The 16,736-nt window shown below is 63.4% G+C and carries 24 protein-coding genes and 1 pseudogene; 17 read left to right on the top strand and 8 right to left on the bottom strand.

What is annotated here, in order from left to right; all coding sequences use genetic code 11:
- Position 1 precedes the first annotated feature (1 nt).
- The 9 genes from FJ949_RS04140 (at position 2) to FJ949_RS04105 (ending at position 6,789) form a co-directional block, all read left to right on the top strand.
- Positions 2–1,042, top strand: coding sequence for a tetratricopeptide repeat protein (locus tag FJ949_RS04140; RefSeq protein ID WP_140493180.1), 1,041 nt, complete (start codon positions 2–4; stop codon positions 1,040–1,042).
- A 36-nt stretch (positions 1,043–1,078) separates the two neighbouring features.
- A complete protein-coding gene (locus tag FJ949_RS30205; protein ID WP_181172071.1) occupies positions 1,079–1,252 on the top strand; it encodes a hypothetical protein in 174 nt (57 codons plus the stop codon).
- Position 1,253: 1 nt separating this feature from the next.
- A complete protein-coding gene (locus FJ949_RS04135) occupies positions 1,254–1,571 on the top strand; it encodes a UBP-type zinc finger domain-containing protein (RefSeq protein WP_140493177.1) in 318 nt (105 codons plus the stop codon).
- 112 nt (positions 1,572–1,683) lie between these two features.
- Positions 1,684–2,250: an elongation factor P gene (gene efp / locus FJ949_RS04130; RefSeq protein WP_140493174.1), complete on the top strand. Its 567-nt coding sequence runs from the start codon at positions 1,684–1,686 to the stop codon at positions 2,248–2,250.
- A gap of 87 nt (positions 2,251–2,337) precedes the next feature.
- Positions 2,338–3,138, top strand: a complete 801-nt coding sequence (locus FJ949_RS04125; RefSeq protein ID WP_140493170.1) for an inositol monophosphatase family protein — start codon at positions 2,338–2,340, stop codon at positions 3,136–3,138.
- A gap of 124 nt (positions 3,139–3,262) precedes the next feature.
- Positions 3,263–3,949, top strand: a complete 687-nt coding sequence (locus tag FJ949_RS04120; RefSeq protein WP_140493526.1) for a hemolysin III family protein — start codon at positions 3,263–3,265, stop codon at positions 3,947–3,949.
- Between the two features lie 105 nt (positions 3,950–4,054).
- Positions 4,055–5,080: a MotA/TolQ/ExbB proton channel family protein gene (locus FJ949_RS04115; RefSeq protein WP_140493167.1), complete on the top strand. Its 1,026-nt coding sequence runs from the start codon at positions 4,055–4,057 to the stop codon at positions 5,078–5,080.
- Between the two features lies 1 nt (position 5,081).
- On the top strand, positions 5,082–6,113 hold the full coding sequence (locus FJ949_RS04110; RefSeq protein WP_140493164.1) for a peptidoglycan -binding protein: 1,032 nt from the start codon (positions 5,082–5,084) through the stop codon (positions 6,111–6,113).
- Between the two features lie 250 nt (positions 6,114–6,363).
- Entirely contained in the window at positions 6,364–6,789 is a 426-nt protein-coding gene (locus FJ949_RS04105) for a hypothetical protein (RefSeq protein WP_140493161.1), read from the top strand.
- Between the two features lie 77 nt (positions 6,790–6,866).
- Here FJ949_RS04105 and FJ949_RS04100 read toward each other — a convergent pair whose 3' ends face one another.
- Complete coding sequence (locus tag FJ949_RS04100) at positions 6,867–7,220, bottom strand: DUF1304 domain-containing protein (RefSeq protein ID WP_140493158.1); 354 nt, start codon at positions 7,218–7,220, stop codon at positions 6,867–6,869.
- Between the two features lie 144 nt (positions 7,221–7,364).
- Here FJ949_RS04100 and FJ949_RS04095 point away from each other — a divergent pair, with 144 nt between their 5' ends.
- Positions 7,365–8,852, top strand: coding sequence for a carboxypeptidase M32 (locus FJ949_RS04095; protein ID WP_140493155.1), 1,488 nt, complete (start codon positions 7,365–7,367; stop codon positions 8,850–8,852).
- A gap of 18 nt (positions 8,853–8,870) precedes the next feature.
- Here the strand turns inward: FJ949_RS04095 and FJ949_RS04090 are convergent, their stop codons facing one another.
- Positions 8,871–10,670 (bottom strand): ABC transporter transmembrane domain-containing protein, encoded by a 1,800-nt coding sequence (locus FJ949_RS04090; protein ID WP_140493152.1) that lies wholly within the window; start codon positions 10,668–10,670, stop codon positions 8,871–8,873.
- Positions 10,671–10,879: 209 nt separating this feature from the next.
- Between FJ949_RS04090 and rpmE the strand changes: the two genes are divergently transcribed.
- Complete coding sequence (gene rpmE, locus FJ949_RS04085) at positions 10,880–11,101, top strand: 50S ribosomal protein L31 (protein WP_006327661.1); 222 nt, start codon at positions 10,880–10,882, stop codon at positions 11,099–11,101.
- A 208-nt stretch (positions 11,102–11,309) separates the two neighbouring features.
- On the opposite strand, the gene FJ949_RS04080 is transcribed toward rpmE, so the two are convergent.
- Positions 11,310–11,945: a TetR/AcrR family transcriptional regulator gene (locus FJ949_RS04080; RefSeq protein ID WP_140493149.1), complete on the bottom strand. Its 636-nt coding sequence runs from the start codon at positions 11,943–11,945 to the stop codon at positions 11,310–11,312.
- A 221-nt stretch (positions 11,946–12,166) separates the two neighbouring features.
- Here FJ949_RS04080 and FJ949_RS04075 point away from each other — a divergent pair, with 221 nt between their 5' ends.
- Together FJ949_RS04075 and FJ949_RS30200 are read left to right on the top strand one after the other, a co-directional pair.
- Entirely contained in the window at positions 12,167–12,646 is a 480-nt protein-coding gene (locus FJ949_RS04075; protein WP_181172072.1) for a DUF1772 domain-containing protein, read from the top strand.
- A 63-nt stretch (positions 12,647–12,709) separates the two neighbouring features.
- Positions 12,710–12,871, top strand: coding sequence for a hypothetical protein (locus FJ949_RS30200; protein ID WP_181172090.1), 162 nt, complete (start codon positions 12,710–12,712; stop codon positions 12,869–12,871).
- A gap of 21 nt (positions 12,872–12,892) precedes the next feature.
- Here FJ949_RS30200 and FJ949_RS04070 read toward each other — a convergent pair whose 3' ends face one another.
- The 3 genes from FJ949_RS04070 to FJ949_RS04060 all read right to left on the bottom strand — a co-directional run bounded on the left by FJ949_RS04070 (position 12,893) and on the right by FJ949_RS04060 (position 14,484).
- Positions 12,893–13,189, bottom strand: a complete 297-nt coding sequence (locus FJ949_RS04070) for a SelT/SelW/SelH family protein (RefSeq protein ID WP_140493146.1) — start codon at positions 13,187–13,189, stop codon at positions 12,893–12,895.
- Positions 13,190–13,201: 12 nt separating this feature from the next.
- A complete protein-coding gene (locus FJ949_RS04065; RefSeq protein ID WP_140493143.1) occupies positions 13,202–13,951 on the bottom strand; it encodes a YebC/PmpR family DNA-binding transcriptional regulator in 750 nt (249 codons plus the stop codon).
- A 209-nt stretch (positions 13,952–14,160) separates the two neighbouring features.
- Positions 14,161–14,484 (bottom strand): helix-turn-helix domain-containing protein, encoded by a 324-nt coding sequence (locus FJ949_RS04060; RefSeq protein ID WP_140493140.1) that lies wholly within the window; start codon positions 14,482–14,484, stop codon positions 14,161–14,163.
- 51 nt (positions 14,485–14,535) lie between these two features.
- Here FJ949_RS04060 and FJ949_RS04055 point away from each other — a divergent pair, with 51 nt between their 5' ends.
- From FJ949_RS04055 to FJ949_RS04040, 4 genes and pseudogenes are all read left to right on the top strand, one after another.
- A complete protein-coding gene (locus FJ949_RS04055; protein WP_140493137.1) occupies positions 14,536–15,018 on the top strand; it encodes an SRPBCC domain-containing protein in 483 nt (160 codons plus the stop codon).
- A 17-nt stretch (positions 15,019–15,035) separates the two neighbouring features.
- The gene (locus FJ949_RS04050; RefSeq protein ID WP_224646529.1) at positions 15,036–15,425 is read left to right on the top strand and encodes a VOC family protein; all 390 of its coding nucleotides are present in this window, start codon (positions 15,036–15,038) and stop codon (positions 15,423–15,425) included.
- Between the two features lie 11 nt (positions 15,426–15,436).
- Positions 15,437–15,616 (top strand): annotated as a pseudogene (locus FJ949_RS30600) (hypothetical protein); the annotation flags it as partial.
- Positions 15,617–15,642: 26 nt separating this feature from the next.
- Positions 15,643–16,110: an SRPBCC family protein gene (locus tag FJ949_RS04040; protein WP_140493134.1), complete on the top strand. Its 468-nt coding sequence runs from the start codon at positions 15,643–15,645 to the stop codon at positions 16,108–16,110.
- 6 nt (positions 16,111–16,116) lie between these two features.
- Here the strand turns inward: FJ949_RS04040 and FJ949_RS04035 are convergent, their stop codons facing one another.
- Positions 16,117–16,401, bottom strand: a complete 285-nt coding sequence (locus FJ949_RS04035) for a BrnA antitoxin family protein (RefSeq protein WP_140493131.1) — start codon at positions 16,399–16,401, stop codon at positions 16,117–16,119.
- A complete protein-coding gene (locus FJ949_RS04030) occupies positions 16,337–16,669 on the bottom strand; it encodes a BrnT family toxin (RefSeq protein ID WP_140493128.1) in 333 nt (110 codons plus the stop codon). Before FJ949_RS04030 ends, FJ949_RS04035 begins: the two co-directional genes overlap by 65 nt.
- Positions 16,670–16,736: the final 67 nt, after the last annotated feature.

Below are 16,736 nucleotides of genomic sequence, written 5' to 3'. Positions count from 1 at the left end.
CGTGTCTTCGGCAAGGCTTCCCCTTCAGGCCCTGCTTGCTGCGGTCATGATCCAGGCCGCTGCCGCCGAAACGATTCCTTTACCGCACCCTAAGCCGGATGCCGGCGTGCATACCGACAAGCCGATCGAAAAGCAGCTGCCGCAGCCCGCCACCACCGCCGAGCCAGCGCCATTGCCTTCGGCCGACGCGATCAATCCCGACCGCTTCGGCGCCAAGCCGGCGGATGCGGCCTACGGCGCTTTCCAGCGCGGGCTCTACAAGACCGCCTACAACCTCGCGCTGGTGCGCGCGCAAAACGGCGACCCGGCGGCGCAGACGCTGGTGGCCGAGATCCTGTCGCGCGGACTGGGCGTGCCCCTTAATGCGGCCGAAGCGGCGAAATGGTACGCAGCCGCCGCCGAGCAAGGGGTGCCGGAATCGCAGTTCCAATATGCGCTGATGCTGCTCGACGGCCGCTACGTCAAAAAGGACGAAAAGGAAGCTTATGCGCTGATGCAGGCCGCCGCCGAAGCGGGCAACCGGCTGGCACAATTCAATTTCGCGCAGATGCTGGTCCAGCAGGACCCCGGCGACGCCGGCATCGCCAAGGCCGTGACCTATTACGAGCGCGCCGCGGCGACCGGCCTCGCCGACGCCCAGTATGCGATGTCACAGATCTATGCCAACGGCGTCGGCGGCAAATCGCGCGACGACGCCCAGGCCCGGCGCCTGCTGGCTCAGGCCGCGCGGCAAAACTATGACACCGCGCAACTCGACCTCGCCACCTGGATGATCGAGGGCCGCGGCGGCGGGCGTGATTTGAAATCCGCCTTCGGCTGGATGAAGCAGGCCGCCGAAGGCGGCAATGTCGCCGCCCAGAACCGCCTGGCGAAGCTCTATATGCAAGGCATCGGCACCGAGCCGGACCTCGTGCTTGCCGGCGCCTGGTACATCGTCGCCCGCCGCGCCGGCCTCATCGACCCCGAGATGGACGATTTCCTGCAAGGATTGAGCGACGACCAGACCAAGCAGGCACTGCAGAAGGCAAACCGCCTGCCCTGACGCGATCAGCGGAAATCCAGCGGAAGTCATCGCGCGATGCTCGTCGAGGCAAGTGACCTCGATCTTTCCATGCAGATGGCTATCATGCGGTCGTCGCAGATCCGTCGGCTGGCAAAAGTCTTCGATATCATTACCGAAGCGGTCGCCCGGTTGTCGATGAGAGCGGTTGAGGGTTTATATCACGGCATCGCTTCTCCAAGGAGGCAATGAAATGGCTTCGCCCGACAAACGATGCACGCATGGCAGCTTCATCCTCGAGGTAACGCCAAGCGCCGAAGGTTGCGAGGAGTGCCTGAAAACGGGTTCCTGGTGGGTGCATCTGCGGCTGTGCCGCACCTGTGGCCATGTCGGCTGCTGCGACAGTTCTCCGAACCGTCACGCCACCGGCCACTACCGAGCGACCGGCCATCCGGTCATCGAGGCCTACGACCCGCCCGAGACCTGGGGCTGGTGCTATGTCGACGAGGTCATGCTCGATTTCTCGCAGGACAAGACACCGCAACGCGGCACCATTATGCGCTTCGATTGAGCCGCGACCACGGGACGCCCGATCAGCGCCAGCTTGCCTCTTCCGGCGATTTGTGGTCTTGGAGGCCCGAAATCGCTGTCTTGCGAACATCTCATTCCCGGATCACATCATCATGGCCAAGATCAACGGCAACGAAATCCGTCCCGGCTACGTCATCGAGCACGATGGCGGCCTGTGGGTGGCCGTCAAGACCAACACGGTCAAGCCGGGCAAGGGCGGCGCCTATAACCAGGTCGAATTGAAGAACCTCATCAACGGCACAAAGCTGAACGAGCGCTTCCGTTCGGCAGAGACGGTCGAGCAGATCCGGCTCGATCTCAAGGATTTTTCCTTCCTCTACGAGCAGGGCGACGCCCTGGTGTTCATGGACACCGAGAGCTACGAGCAGCTCGAGCTGGCGAAGGACTTCGTCGGAGACCGCGCCGCTTTCCTGCAGGACGGCATGATGGTGACGGTCCAGCTCTACGAGGAAAGGCCTATCGGCATTTCGCTCCCCGACCAGGTAACGCTGACCATCACCGAAGCGGACCCAGTGGTAAGGGGCCAGACGGCGGCCTCTTCCTACAAGCCCGCGGTGTTGGAAAACGGCATTCGCGTGCTGGTGCCGCCCTTCATCGGCGCGGGGGAACGCATCGTCGTCGACACCAATGAAATCACTTATATGCGCCGCGCCGACTGATGCATGTCGCCCAGAGGTGGCCCAGGTTTCGGGTCACCGACATGCATCAGGACAAAGGTTAAAGCGCGGGCAGCAGGAAGAGTTACGATGGCACGCTCAGCCCTTCTCAACGTCATGGTCCAGGCCGCAATGAAGGCCGGCCGCTCGCTGTCGCGCGATTTCGGCGAGGTCCAGAACCTGCAGGTCTCGATGAAGGGACCGGGCGACTATGTCAGCCAGGCCGACCGCAAGGCCGAGGATATTGTCTTTGCCGAACTGTCGAAGGCGCGGCCCGGTTACGGCTTCCTGATGGAAGAGCGCGGCACGATCGCCGGCGATGACAGCCAGCACCGCTGGATCGTCGATCCGCTCGACGGCACCACCAATTTCCTGCACGGCATTCCGCTTTTCGCTGTCTCGATCGCGCTCGAGCGCCAAGGCCAGATCGTGGCCGGCGTGATCTACAATCCGGCCATGGACGAGCTCTATACGACCGAGCGCGGCGGCGGCGCCTTCATGAACGACCGCCGCCTGCGTGTCGCCGGCCGCACCAAGCTCATCGACACCGTCATCGGCTGCGGGGTGCCGCATCTGGGGCGTGGCCAGCATGGCAATTTCCTGATCGAGTTACGCAATGTCATGGCCGAGGTTTCCGGCGTCCGGCGCCTGGGTTCGGCCTCGCTCGATCTCGCTTACGTCGCCGCCGGCCGCATGGACGGATTCTGGGAAGTCGGCCTGTCGCCCTGGGACATCGCAGCCGGCCTGTTGCTGATCCGTGAAGCAGGAGGGTTCGCCTCCGACATGGACGGCGGCCAGGATATGCTCGACAACGGTTCGGTCGTCGCCGGCAACGAGATCATCCAGCGCGCCCTCCTGAAGGCCGTGAAAAAGCCGCTCGCTGCCCGCTGAAGCAGGAATAAGCGCGGAGTAATGTCAAATCCCCGCCGCGCTGAAGCGCCGCAGTCGCAAAACCGCAAACAAAGCTTGAAATACTGTCCGGCGCTTGCCCAGATAGGGTTGACGCAGGACGATGATGATCAAGACGCCGCCGCAGATCGAGATCCCCTTTGTCGGACGATGGCACTATTCGCGTGCCGAGATGATCGCCGACGGCATCGTCCATGCCGTCGGCATCGTGCTGGCGATCGCGGCCGGTTCGGCGTTGCTGGCGCTGGCCGCCTTCCGGGTCGGACCGGGTGAATACATCGCCGCCGCTTTCTATGTCGTGTCGCTGCTCACCGTGCTCTCGGTGTCGCTGACCTACAATCTATGGCCGGTGACTTCGCCGGTGAAATGGATTTTGCGGCGTTTCGACCACGCTGCGATCTATCTGCTCATCGCCGCCACCTACACGCCCTTTCTCGCGCAGCTCGACGGCTCGGCGCTGGCCGGCTGGATGATCGTCCTGGTCTGGACCGCGGCCATTATCGGCATCGCCATAAAGGTGTTTTTCCCCGGCCGCTTCGACCGGCTGGCGATCGTCTTCTATCTCGCCATCGGCTGGAGCGGCATCGTCCTGGTCGAGCCGCTCGTCGCTACCTTGCCGACGACGGCGATCGTGCTCATCGTCGCCGGCGGCGTCGTCTATTCCTGCGGCGTGATCTTCTTCGCCTGGAAGGGGCTGCGCTTCCACAACGCGCTGTGGCATGGTTTCGTGGTCACCGGCGCAGGCCTGCATCTGGCGGCGATGGTCGATTGCCTGGTCATCAACCGTCTCTGAAACTGCTGGCGGCAATATTGCCAAGCACCATTCAATTTGGTCACAATTCCGTTTAGAGTCGCCGACGACGTGATCGGCGGCAGCGGCATCGGAAACGGGGCACGGATGGCTTTTCTCAGATCCTTCGGCATGGGCAGGCGCTCCGACGTGCTGATCTACGACCCACACAAATTGTCGAGCCCGCAGGTCTTTCTCCTGACCATGGTCATCTTCCTGGCCATCGTCGCCTTCATCGCAGCGATCCTGACACGGCAGATCTCGACCGCCTTCGTCACCAATCCGGGGCTCAACGGCCTGATCATCGGCGTGCTTGCCGTCGGCATCCTTTTGGCCTTCGTCCAGGTCGGGCGGCTGTTTCGCGAAGTGCGCTGGGTCAACTCCTTCCGCGCCGGTTCCGAGATCACCGAACCGGTGCTGCTGGCGCCGATGAAGGCGATGATCGGCCGCTCGTCGAGCATGGCGTTTTCGACCAGCTCGATGCGCACCATGCTCGACTCCATCGCCACGCGGCTCGATGAAAGCCGCGACACCTCGCGCTACCTCGTCGGCCTCCTGGTGTTCCTTGGCCTGCTCGGCACCTTCTGGGGCCTGCTGAACACGATCGGCTCCATCCGCGAGACCATCGAGTCGCTCGATCCCGGCACGGGCGATGCCGCCGCTGTGCTGGATTCGCTGAAGCAAGGGCTGTCGGCGCCGCTCGCCGGCATGGGCACGGCCTTCTCGTCCTCGCTGTTCGGCCTGTCCGGCTCGCTCGTTCTCGGTTTCCTCGACCTGCAGGCCGGCCGCGCGCAGACGCGCTTCTACACCGAACTGGAGAACTGGCTGTCCTCGGTCACCGACCTGTCGTCCGACATCGTCGTCTCCGACGCGGTCCGGACCGAGCCTTCCGATGAAATCCGCCTGCTGTCGGAGCGGCTGCGCAGCATGCAGGAGAATGGCGGCGGTTCCAATCCGCGCGTCGCCACCGCCATGGCCAATCTCGCCGACGGCATTTCCGGCCTGGTCAAGAACATGCGCTCCGAGCAGCAGATCATGCGCGACTGGGTCGAAGCACAGTCGGATGAACAAAAGGCGATGCGCAACACGCTGGAAAAGATCGCCGACGCCCTGAAGAAGACCGGGGTGCACTAGCATGGCGCTCGCCAGGAGCCGGCGCGCCGACCGCCGCATCGACTATTGGCCGGGCTTCGTCGACGCGTTGTCGACGCTGCTTCTGGCCATCATGTTCCTGCTCACCGTCTTCGTGCTGGCGCAGTTCCTGCTCGGCCGCGAAATCTCCGGCAAGGACGCCGTTCTGTCGCGCCTCAATTCGCAGATCAACGAACTGACGCAGCTTCTGGCGCTGGAGCGTTCCACGACACAGGACAAGGAGGATTCGCTCGCCAATCTGCAGGCATCGCTGTCGGCGGCCGAAGCGGAGAAGAGCCGGCTCCAGCAGCTGCTGGCGCAAGGTGCGGGCGCCGGCGACGCGGCCAACCAGCGCGCGGCGGCGCTGACGGGCGAGCTCGACAGCCAGCGCCAGATCAGCCAGCAGGCGCTGAGCCAGGTCGAGATCCTCAATCAGCAGATCGCGGCCTTGCGCAAGCAGATCGGCGCGCTCGAGGATGCGCTGAACGTTTCCGAGGCCCGCGACCGGGATTCCAACACCAAGATCGCCGACCTTGGCCGTCGCCTCAACGTGGCGCTGGCGCAGCGCGTGCAGGAACTCAACCGCTACCGCTCCGACTTCTTCGGCCGCCTGCGCGAGATCCTCGCCGACCGCGAGAACATCCGCATCGTCGGCGACCGCTTCGTCTTCCAGTCGGAAGTGTTGTTTCCGACCGGCTCGGAGGTGATCAACGATGCCGGCAAGGTCGAGATGAAGAAACTTGCCGACGCCATCATCGAGTTGCAGAAGGAGATCCCGCCGGAGATCAACTGGGTGCTGCGCGTCGATGGCCATACCGACAACAAGCCGTTGTCCGGCACCGGTCGGTATCGCGACAATTGGGAGCTGTCGACGGCGCGCTCCACTTCCGTGGTGAAGTTCCTGATCGAGAACGGCGTGCCGGCCAACCGGCTGGTCGCCGCCGGCTTCGGCGAGTTCCAGCCGCTCGATCCCGCCGACACCGAAGAGGCGCGCAACAAGAACCGCCGGATCGAACTGAAGCTCACCGAACGGTGATCCATCATCACGCGATCTCACGCGAATTTGTTCGCCGGCTCAACTATAGGGCGCAGTTGTGCACCGGCAAGGCCTGAAAAGATTATCTTTTTTTAATTACACTTCGCCGCAAAGCGCTCCTAGCGTGCTGCGCAGGGCCGAGAACCGCCGGCGATGCCTCCCATCGCGACGCGACGGAACTGGACGGCCCGCATCGTCCGGAAGCGGAACGGCAGAGCCGTTCTTTTCCGCAGCAAAAGGAGGCGCCGTCATGCGCTCTTCAGCATCTCTCAAGACTGCAACCCTTGCCGCGATTCTTGTCGCCGCCCCGCTTGCCGGCGCCTACGCCGCGGGTCACCACAAGGGCGCGCTCGACGCGACCGACCCAACCGACATGACCGGCCCGCGTGTCGAGGCTCTCATTGAACAGGTTCAAGGCGTGCATCAGGGCATAATCACCGCCAGACAGGCCAACAACATCACCCCGGCCGCGGCGGAGCGCCTGGAGATGCGCACCGCTCGCATAGGTCAGGCGGCGGAGAAGATAGCCTCGTCGGATCACGGCAGGATACCGGCCGCACAATATCATGACCTGCTGCGCCGTCTCGACAATGTCGACCAGCGGCTGAGGGTCGACATCGGTAGCGGTTTCCTGATGGGCGACGGCGCCGACGGCGGGAACTATCCGAACGGCTGAGGCCATTCTGATCGCGGCCCAAAAGGAAGGGACCACCTGGCGTCTACGGGACCCAATCCCGCAGGCGCCTCTTTTCCTCACCAGCCGAGCCAGACCGCTACCAAGGCAGCCGCTGCCGGCGCGGCCTGCACGAACAGGATCTTGCGACCGACCGTTGCCGCCCCGTAGAGCCCGGCAACGGCCACGCAGAGCAGGAAGAAAACCTTGACCTGGAAACCGGCCGTGCCGAGGTAGAGGGCCCAGATCAGGCCGGCGGCGAGAAAGCCGTTATAGAGACCCTGATTGGCGGCAAGCACCTTCGAGGCGCTGGCGAATTCCGGCGTCAGCCGGAATGCCTTGTGCCCGCGCGGCGTGTCCCAGAGCACCATCTCCAGATAGACGATATAGACATGGATCAAGGCCACCAGCCCGACCAGGATGTTGCCGATCATCGTATTCCCTCGTGATGTATCGTCGGGGCAGCATTTCACGCGTCGGCTCGCCAGCGCAAGGTGCATCTGCCGGATGGCGCGTGAGGGTTGCAAACGCTCCGGCGTTGGTATCTTTTCGCCCCTTCCTCAATCACGGAAGCCGCCATGTCCTTTCAAAAACTCGATGACCTCGGCCACAAGCTCGAAGCCCTGGAGCACGCGCTGGCCATCCTCGGCGCCGATGAAGCGACCCACATGGCCGTCGGTGGCGGCGAGAAGCGCGCCGAGGCCATGGCGGCACTTGCCGGCATGTACCACACCAGGGCGACCGCGCCGGAAATAGCGGACTGGATCGCCGCCGCCGAAGGCGAGGCGCTTGACGATGAACAGCGGGCGGCGCTGGCCGAACTGCGGCGGCAATACACCAACCTGACCTGCCTGCCGGTCGAATTCGTCGAACGCCAGACGACCGCCCGCATGCGCTGCGAGCAGCTGTGGCGCGACCTGCGGGCCAAGAACGACTGGGCGGGCTTCCTGCCGGCGCTTGAAGGCGTGGCGGCGCTGGTGCGCGAAGAGGCGGCCCTGCGCGCCGACATCCTCGGCCTCGCCCCCTACGACGCGCTGATGGAGCAATACGACCCCGGCAACCGCGCCGCGGATATCACGCCTGTCTTCACCCAGCTGAAGACATTTCTCAGGGGTTTCGTGCCGGAAGCATTGGCGGTGCAGGAAGCGCGGCTGCGCAAGCGCCCTCTCAAGCCGCTTTCGGGAACCTATGCGGTCGACAGGCAGCGCGAACTCGGCCTCGCCATGATGGCGGCGGTCGGCTTCGACCTGACGCACGGCTCGCTGTCGGTGTCGCACCATCCGTTCTGTGGCGGTGTGCCGAGCGACGTGCGCATCACCACCCGCTACAAGACGTCCGATTTCCTGTCGGCGCTGATGGGCGTGCTGCACGAGACCGGTCATGCACTCTACGAGCAGAACCTGCCGAAGGCCTGGTCGCACTGGCCGCTCGGCAAGGCGCGCGGCATGGCCGTGCATGAAAGCCAGAGCCTGTTCGTTGAAAAGCAGATCGGGCGCAATCCCGCCTTCTGGCGTTGGGCATTGCCGGTCGTGGAAAAACATCTCGGCGAAATCTGGTCGCTCGACGACATCCTGCCGCATGTCCACCATGTCGAGCGCGGCCTGATCCGTGTCGATGCCGACGAGGTGACGTACCCGCTGCATGTCATCCTGCGCTACGAACTGGAGCAGGAGCTCGTCTCCGGCAGGATTGAGGTGGCCGAGCTGCCCGAGGCCTGGGATGCCAGGATGCGCGACTATCTCGGCCTTTCAACGATCGACAACCCCGCGGATGGGCCGATGCAGGACGTGCATTGGCCTGCTGCCGCCTTTGGCTACTTTCCCTCCTACACGCTGGGCGCGATGATGGCGGCGCAGCAATGGGCGGCGCTGACGCGGGAGCATCCGTCGGCCGATGACGATCTTGCCAAGGGGAATTTCGGTGCCATCAACGATTGGCGCCGCAAGAACATATGGTCGCAGGGATCGCGCTGGTCGACGCCCGATCTGCTCGAACGCGCCACCGGTGAAAAGCTCAATGCCGTCTATTTCACCGACCATCTGCGCAAACGGTATGGAACCGCGTGAGCACGCCCAGCGTAGCCGCTACTCAGCCGCGCCCCTGAAGGCGCTGGCGCCGGTCTCGAACTGCAGCTTGGCCAGCCGGGCATAGATGCCGCCCTTGGTCACCAAGCTTTGATGCGTGCCTTCCTCGACGATGCGGCCGCCATCCATCACCAGGATGCGGTCGGCCTTCAGCACCGTCGCCAGGCGGTGCGCGATGACGATCGTGGTGCGGCCCCGCATCAGCCGCTCCAGCGCCATTTGCACCAGCGTCTCGCTTTCGGCGTCGAGTGCCGAGGTCGCCTCGTCGAGCAACAGAATCGGCGCGTCGCGCAGGATGGCGCGGGCGATCGCCACCCGCTGGCGTTGCCCGCCCGACAGCGTCACGCCGCGCTCGCCGACCTGGCTGTCATAGCCCTTCTCGAGCTTGAGGATGAATTCGTCGGCCAGCGCGTCCTTTGCCGCCGCTTCGATCTCTGACTCGCTGGCGCCCGGCCGGCCGAAGCCGATATTGTCGCGCGCGCTGGCCGCGAAGATGGTGACGTCCTGCGGCACGATGGCGATGCGCTGCCGTATCGAAAGGGGGTCGGCTTCGCGGATGTCGACGCCGTCGATCAGGATCCTGCCGGTCTCCGGATCGTAGAAGCGCAGGATCAGCGAGAACACCGTGCTCTTGCCCGCTCCCGAGGGACCGACGATCGCCACAGTCTCGCCAGGCTTGACCGAGAAGCTCAGGCCGTGGACGGCGGCGCGGTCGGGCCGGGCCGGGTAGGAAAAGGACACGGCCTCGAAGCTGATCGCTCCCTTGCTCGCCACCGGCAGCGGCCTGGGATTGGCAGGCGCCACGATCGCCGGCTCCTCGGCGAGGATTTCGGTCAGCCGTTCGGCGGCACCTGCTGCCTGGGCCAATTCGCCCCAGACCTCCGATAGCGCGCCGAGCGCACCGGCGGCGAATACCGAATAGAGCAGGAACTGGCCTAGCGTGCCCGGCGACAGATTGCCGTCGAGCACGTCGCGCGAGCCGAACCACAGCACCGCCACGACCGAGGAGAAAATCGTGAAGATGGCGAAGAAGGTGAGGAACGAGCGCGCGAAGATCGAGGCGCGCGCGGCCTCGAAGGCGGCCTCGACGGCACCCGAAAAACGCCCGGTGACCAGCGTCTCATTGGTGAAGGCCTGCAATGTGCGCACCGCGCCGATCTGCTCGCTGGCATAGGCGGTGGCATCGGCCAGCGTGTCCTGCGCCTGCCTTGACTTGCGCCGCACCGAGCGGCCGAAGGCGACCAGCGGCAGCACGATGATTGGAATGGCTGCGATGACCAGCCCGGACAGTTTCGGGCTGGTGAAAACCATCATCGCGACCGCGCCGAGGCCAAGGATGACATTGCGCAGCGCCACCGAAGCGGTCGCCCCGACCGCCGATTTGACCTGCGTGGTGTCGGCGGCGAGCCGCGACACGATCTCGCCCGACTGGGCAGTGTCGAAGAAGGCCGGCGACAGTTTCGTCACATGGGCAAAGACATCGCGCCTGATATCGGCGACGACGCGCTCGCCGAGCGTGATGACGAAATAGTAGCGGCCCGCCGATGCCGCCGCCAGCAGCGCGGCCATCGCCACCAGCGCGGCGAAATATTCGGCGATGAAGGAGGAACCGGACGGCGTGAAACCATGATCGATCATGCGCCGTACCGCCAGCGGCAGCGCCAGCGTCGTCACCGCCGCGACGATCAGCGAGATGACGGCGCCCGCCACCAATGTGCGGTAGCGGCCGATGTAGGGAAACAGGCGCCTGAGCGGCTTGAGCGAGCGCCGGCGCTCGTCTGCGCTGCTGGTTTGCGCCATCCTGGTCTTTTCCTCTTGGCCGCCTTCAGCTATGCGCCTCAATATGCGCTTGCCGCGGCCTTGTGATTCAATTCCGGCTGATGTATAGGCTCGCCGACCGTTTTAGAAGCCGTGGCTCCTCAATAGCTGCGGCTTCGAGTTTTAAAAAGGGGCGCATCGACGCAGGCTTTCAGCCCGTCAGCCGCGCCCGGCAAACCAGGAACCGAGCCATGAAGACCGATATCCATCCCGACTACCACACCATCAAGGTCGTCATGACCGACGGCACCGAGTACATGACCCGTTCGACCTGGGGCAAGGAAGGCGATACGATGAACCTCGACATCGACCCGACCACGCACCCGGCCTGGACCGGCGGCCAGCAGACCCTGCTCGACCGCGGCGGCCGCCTGTCGAAGTTCAAGAAGCGCTTCGAAGGTTTCGGCCTCTAGGCCTCATCAGCTTTTCGCAGACCAGAGAACCCGCCCCCGTGGCGGGTTTTTTGTTGGCCAATGCACGTCCCTTCACGCTGGCGCTTGCCTCCACCTCCCCCTTGTCGGTCCCGTGTGGGAGGTCGGACCGAAGGTCGGGTGGGTCGGCGCTGCCCCCACCCCGCTGCTTCGCAGCGACCCTCCCCACGAGGGGGCGGGTGAGAGCATCCTATTCCGCAAGCAATTCCCTGAGCGCCATGCGCTTGTAGGCGGCGACCAGCCTGTCGCCCTCCTTCCGCTCGACCGAGATCGCCAGCCGCATGGCGGCCTCGCCCATCTGCCAGACGAGAAACGCCGTCGTCTCCAGCGCGACGGCATCGGCATCGGGCCGCAGGCGTTTGAGCGTCGCAGTGAGAAATTCGGCGTTCGCACGGCTGTCGGCGAGCTCCAGTTCGCGCAGCGCCTTGTCGGCCTGCGTGCCCGACCAGATATCGCGCATCACCGGCTCCGCCAGGAACAGGTGGTAATAAATGTCCACCAGTTCCGAGAACGCCCGCCGAAGGCCCTCGGCGTCGCCGACGTTCTTGAGCGCGGCTGAAATGCAGGCCTGGCTTTCGGCGGTGTAGCGCTCGGCCAGCGCCCAGACGATCGCCCGCTTGTCGGGGAAGAACTGGTAGAGCGAGCCGATCGACACCCCAGCCCGCTCCGCCACCTCGCCCATGCGCATGGCATCGCTGCCTTGCTCCGCAATCAGCGCCGAGGCGGCGGCGAGCATGCGCTCGACCCGTTCACGGCTGCGCTGCTGGCTCGGCGCGCGGCGTGGCGTGGCGACCTGTTCCGGTGGGGACGTGGCGGTTTTTTCCATGGCTCTTCAACAGACGCCGGGCGGCAATGCCACCCAGAAATGAGTTGACTCGCAAAATACGAGGGTTTATCACGTTTTGCAAATATGAGGATTTCTCATATTTTGAAAGAAGCAGACGGAATAATTGATTTGAAGGCGTCGAGCAGGTGCCCGGCCACCCCCCAAAACTTTTCTGCCCATTGCGACTGAAACCGCCGCAACCGGCATCTGGAGCAACTGACATGATCCCGAAATTACTTCCCACCCTCATCTTCATCGCCGCTATCGGCTCGGGCGTTGTTGGCGGCGTGTTCTTCGCCTTTTCCAACTTCGTCATGCCGGCAATGGCTCGCCTGCCTGCCGCGGGCGGCATCGCCGCCATGAACTCGATCAACATCACCGTCATCACGCCGATGTTCATGACCGCCTTGTTCGGCACCGGCCTGATCTGCCTTGTCTTGATCGCCGGCGCCATCATCGGCTGGCAGCAGCCAGGCTCCTTCTGGCTATTGGCCGGCGCAGTCATCTATCTCGTCGGCAACCCGATCGTGACGATGGTTTTCAACGTGCCGCTCAACGACGCGCTGGCCGCCGTCGATCCGGCGAGCAGCAACGGCGCTGCTGTATGGACCACCTATCTCAGGGACTGGGTGATGTGGAACCACGTGCGCGCCATCACCGCCATCACCGCGCTGGCATCCTTCTGGTTCGCCGCGCGTTGACATGTCTCGGTCCGCCGCATTCGGCATCGCGGCGACCGAGGCGTGTTTGTCGGGAGAAGCGCCGTGAACGACCCGTATTCCACCATGGCCTTGGGCATTGCCGCGGGGATCGGCCTCGGCGCTGTCTGTGGCGCAGCGATGGATGACCCTGCCGTCGGCATCGGCATCGGCATAGCAATCGGCGCGGGGATCGGCGCGATTTTCGGGCAGAGGCGAGGAAAATGACGTCCGGCTTCTGCGGAAGTCTCAGCTCTTCGCCTTGCGGTCGGAATGACCGAGATCGCGGTCCGGGTCGATGACGTCGCGCACCAGTTGCTTGAGTTTTGCCGCATCCGGAAAGCCGCCGTCGCGCTTGCGATCCCAGACCAGCACCTCGTTGCACGATATGGTGAAGACGCCGCCGGTGCCGGGCACCAGCGTCACCTCGCCCAGATCGGTGCCGAATGTCGACAGCAGTTCCTGCGCCATCCAGCCGGCACGCAGCAGCCACTGGCACTGCGTGCAATAGGTGATGCGGATGGTGGGCAGCGGTTTTTCGATCATGTCAGGCTTTGCTCACGCAGCGCTGAGCTTGGCCATGGTCTCCTCGTCGACCTCGAAATTGGCGTAGACGCTTTGAACGTCATCGTCGTCCTCGAGCGTGGCGACCAGCTTCATCAGCGACTGGGCGCGTTCCTCGTCGACCGGAACATTGTTCTGCGGCTTCCAGATCGGCTTCACCGATTCCGCCTCGCCGAGAGAAGCTTCCAGTGCCTTCGACACCTCGCCGAGGTTTTCGAAGGCGCAATAGATGGTGTGACCTTCCTCGTCCGACTCCACGTCATCGGCGCCGGCTTCGATCGCCGCGTCCATGACCTTGTCGGCGCTGCCGGCCGATGCCGGATAATAGATCTCGCCGACCCGATCCCACATGAACGACACCGAGCCGGTTTCGCCCATCGCCCCACCGGCCTTGGTGAAGGCGGCGCGCACATTCGAAGCCGAGCGGTTGCGATTGTCGGTCAGCGCCTCGACGATCACGGCGACGCCGCCGGGACCGTAGCCCTCGTAACGCACGGCTTCGTAATTTTCGGCGTCGCCCATCGACGCCTTGTTGATGGCGCGCTGGATGTTGTCCTTCGGCATCGACACCGCCTTGGCGTTCTGCACGGCAAGGCGCAGGCGCGGATTCATCGACGGATCGGGCGTCCCGCTCTTGGCCGCGACGGTGATTTCGCGCGCCAGCTTGGAAAACATTTTCGACCGCACCGCGTCCTGACGGCCCTTGCGGTGCATGATGTTCTTGAACTGTGAATGGCCAGCCATGGCACCCCTGTCGTATTCGGCTAGAGCATTGCGCGGCGAGATGCATGACCCGCCTTCCGCAATGCTCGAATTCAAAATGTCAGAACGTCCCTGCTGCGTCCGATGGACGTATGGCGCTCTTTGTCGGAATGGCCGGCTTATAGATAAATCGGCTCAATTCGTCCAGCCGCGCCGCGCTTTGCCACGCATGGCAAAGCCGTGGCGGCCGTTCACCCCTCCAGATCGGATTTCAGCCGGTCTATGATGCTAAGCGCATGGCCGGCGTACTGGCTGATCCAGCGGTCGTGAATCTGCTTGATCGGCAGCGCGTTGAGATGGTTCCAGCGCTCGCGCCCCTCGCGCCGCGCGACGATGAGATCGGCCTCTTCCAGCACTTTGAGATGCAGCATGACGGTGCAGCGGTCGACATCGGAAAATGCCTCGCACAGCATGCCGGTCGTCTTTGGCGCGTCCTTCAGCAGATCCAGCATCTCGCGCCGGCGCGGATGCGCCAGCGCCTTGAAAACATTGTCGTCTTGCGATCGGCTTGACATGTTATGTTTTTATAACATAAGCTCCTATCAATCAAGGAAGGAACTGTGGATATGTCTCTTGGATTCAGGGTTTCAGGACGCATCGGCAAACCGGTCGCCGACGTCTTCGACGCGGTCGTCAATCCGAAGAAGCTCAGCTCCTATTTCACCACCATCGGCGGTGCCAGCGCGCCCTTGGTGCCGGGCGCCAATGTCGTGTGGTGGGGCAAGGTGCCGGTCGAAGTAGACGAAATCGTCAGGGACAGCCGCATCGTGCTGCGCTGGGATGCCACCGACGAAGAGGGAAAGCCGGCCTACAAGACCCGCATCGAGATGAATTTCGAGCCGCTCGACGACGGCGGCACCTTCGTCACCATCGCCGAGGCCGGCTGGCACGAGGACGCGGTCGGCCTGAAGAAGTCCTATCTCAATTGCGAGGGCTGGTCGCAGATGCTGGCCTGCATGAAGGCCTATGTCGAACACGGCATCAATTTGCGCGAAGGCTACTACCGCAGCGAGATGAAGGGCGAGCCTGCCAACGAGACCAACATTTGAGCGAAGGGAGGCCTGCCGTGAAAGTAACCCCGTTCCTGATGTTCGAAGGCAAGGCCGAGCAAGCCATGGCCTTCTATTGCGAGACCATTCCGGATAGCCGCGTCCTCGACCTCACGCGCTACGGTGCAGGCGAGGACGGACCCGAAGGGGCAGTCAAGCTGGCTCGCGCATCCATCGGCGGCACGGAGGTCATGATCTTCAACAGCCCTGTGCACCACGCCTTCACCTTCACGCCGTCGGTCTCGCTCTTCGTCGACTGTTCCACCGAAGAAGAGCTGGAGCGCATCGTCGAGGCCTTGTCCAAAGACGGCGCGTTTCTGATGCCGACCGGCAATTACGGTTTCAGCCGCCGTTTCGCCTGGCTGAACGACAGGTTCGGCGTTTCCTGGCAGATCAATCTGCCATAGCAGGACCGGGCCAAGCCGAGATCTGGCTGGGACTGTTCACCGGGGATTTTCCGGGCGCCGCCGATCATCTCGCCAAGGCCGGCGTCGAGCGATGCGACGCCATCGAGCCGCTGGGAGAAGGCTTCCGCGGTTTCTGGATCACCAGCCCCGCCAACATCGTTCACATGGTGCGGGAGCCCGACGCTTGGTGAAGGCGTATTCGGCAGGGGAGAACGGTATGGAAATCCGCGAGACACCGACGGCCGAAGCCGCCATGATGATCCGGCGGCCGGTCTCCGACGTTTTCGAGGCCATCGTCAACCCGGAGATCACCACGAAATTCTGGTTCACCCATTCCAGCGGCAGGTTGGACGGCGGCAAGCCGGTTCAATGGAAGTGGCGCATGTATGGCGTCTCGACGACGGTGGTCGCCAGCGAGATCGTCGTCAACGAAAAGATCGTCATGCAATGGAGCGATCCGCCGACCACGGTGATCTGGACCTTCACCGAAATGCCAGGTGACGCGACCTTCCTGGAGGTCCGCAATTTCGGCTTTGCCGGCAATGGCGACGAACAGGTGAAACAGGCGGTCGATTCAACCGGCGGCTTCACGCTCGTTCTGGCCGGCGCCAAGGCCTGGCTCGAACAAGGCCTGACACTAGGCCTGATCGGCGACCGTCACCCGAAGGGCGCGCCGGGGAGTTGAACCGGCTCAGGTTCTACGCTTTTCCTGCTCGATCACGTGATGGCGGAGCACACGATTGATTTCGGTCTGGCAACCACCCCCGACGTGTTCCTTGAACCACGATAGCACGTCGGCATCGAGTCTGATTGTCACTGGCTGCTTGAGTGGTCTGTAAAGATGTCCACGACGAGCGTGAATCCAATTCTCCGCCGGAACTTCTGGAATATCGGAAGTATCAATCTCGCTGTCAGGCAAACCAGCCAGCTTGGCGAGCTGGTTGCGCTGATCCTGACCAAGGTCCTTCTTGCTCATAGCGCCTCCTTTCATGCGCTGTCGCTTTCCGGGCACCAACAATCCTAACTCGTCCTTCATCTTCGCGATCAGGATATGTGTGGACAACCAGCATGACCACTACGGCATCGATCGTCCCGATAGCGTGCCAACGCTGCTCACCATCTTCAAACCGGTCGGGCACGATGAGATAAAGCGGATCATCGAACACCTTCTGCGCGAGATCGAATCCGATGCCGAGCTTGGCAAGTTTGCGCCTGGCTCTTTCAGCATCCCATTCGAATCGCAAAGCAGCACCATCGATTACGATATTGTACGTACAATTTCGTAAGAGTCAGCCTGAACTCGGCATTGGC

The organism is Mesorhizobium sp. B2-4-1, assembly GCF_006442185.1.
Taxonomy (GTDB): Bacteria; Pseudomonadota; Alphaproteobacteria; order Rhizobiales; family Rhizobiaceae; genus Mesorhizobium.
The sequence above is the reverse complement of the archived record's forward strand: the minus strand, read 5'-3'. Positions and strand labels throughout refer to the sequence as shown.

What these genes read in the sequence shown, in the direction of transcription:
- FJ949_RS04110 (WP_140493164.1), top strand. Translation starts at nt 5,082, where the DNA reads ATGGCGCTCGCCAGGAGCCGGCGCGCCGACCGCCGCATCGACTATTGG.
- FJ949_RS04065 (WP_140493143.1), bottom strand. Translation starts at nt 13,951, where the DNA reads ATGGCTGGCCATTCACAGTTCAAGAACATCATGCACCGCAAGGGCCGT.
- FJ949_RS04120 (WP_140493526.1), top strand. Translation starts at nt 3,263, where the DNA reads ATGATCAAGACGCCGCCGCAGATCGAGATCCCCTTTGTCGGACGATGG.
- FJ949_RS04135 (WP_140493177.1), top strand. Translation starts at nt 1,254, where the DNA reads ATGGCTTCGCCCGACAAACGATGCACGCATGGCAGCTTCATCCTCGAG.
- FJ949_RS04090 (WP_140493152.1), bottom strand. Translation starts at nt 10,670, where the DNA reads ATGGCGCAAACCAGCAGCGCAGACGAGCGCCGGCGCTCGCTCAAGCCG.
- FJ949_RS04115 (WP_140493167.1), top strand. Translation starts at nt 4,055, where the DNA reads ATGGCTTTTCTCAGATCCTTCGGCATGGGCAGGCGCTCCGACGTGCTG.
- FJ949_RS04060 (WP_140493140.1), bottom strand. Translation starts at nt 14,484, where the DNA reads ATGTCAAGCCGATCGCAAGACGACAATGTTTTCAAGGCGCTGGCGCAT.
- FJ949_RS04095 (WP_140493155.1), top strand. Translation starts at nt 7,365, where the DNA reads ATGTCCTTTCAAAAACTCGATGACCTCGGCCACAAGCTCGAAGCCCTG.
- FJ949_RS04040 (WP_140493134.1), top strand. Translation starts at nt 15,643, where the DNA reads ATGGAAATCCGCGAGACACCGACGGCCGAAGCCGCCATGATGATCCGG.
- efp (WP_140493174.1), top strand. Translation starts at nt 1,684, where the DNA reads ATGGCCAAGATCAACGGCAACGAAATCCGTCCCGGCTACGTCATCGAG.
- FJ949_RS04035 (WP_140493131.1), bottom strand. Translation starts at nt 16,401, where the DNA reads ATGAGCAAGAAGGACCTTGGTCAGGATCAGCGCAACCAGCTCGCCAAG.
- FJ949_RS30205 (WP_181172071.1), top strand. Translation starts at nt 1,079, where the DNA reads ATGCTCGTCGAGGCAAGTGACCTCGATCTTTCCATGCAGATGGCTATC.
- FJ949_RS04055 (WP_140493137.1), top strand. Translation starts at nt 14,536, where the DNA reads ATGTCTCTTGGATTCAGGGTTTCAGGACGCATCGGCAAACCGGTCGCC.
- FJ949_RS04105 (WP_140493161.1), top strand. Translation starts at nt 6,364, where the DNA reads ATGCGCTCTTCAGCATCTCTCAAGACTGCAACCCTTGCCGCGATTCTT.
- rpmE (WP_006327661.1), top strand. Translation starts at nt 10,880, where the DNA reads ATGAAGACCGATATCCATCCCGACTACCACACCATCAAGGTCGTCATG.
- FJ949_RS04070 (WP_140493146.1), bottom strand. Translation starts at nt 13,189, where the DNA reads ATGATCGAAAAACCGCTGCCCACCATCCGCATCACCTATTGCACGCAG.
- FJ949_RS04080 (WP_140493149.1), bottom strand. Translation starts at nt 11,945, where the DNA reads ATGGAAAAAACCGCCACGTCCCCACCGGAACAGGTCGCCACGCCACGC.
- FJ949_RS04075 (WP_181172072.1), top strand. Translation starts at nt 12,167, where the DNA reads ATGATCCCGAAATTACTTCCCACCCTCATCTTCATCGCCGCTATCGGC.
- FJ949_RS04125 (WP_140493170.1), top strand. Translation starts at nt 2,338, where the DNA reads ATGGCACGCTCAGCCCTTCTCAACGTCATGGTCCAGGCCGCAATGAAG.
- FJ949_RS04100 (WP_140493158.1), bottom strand. Translation starts at nt 7,220, where the DNA reads ATGATCGGCAACATCCTGGTCGGGCTGGTGGCCTTGATCCATGTCTAT.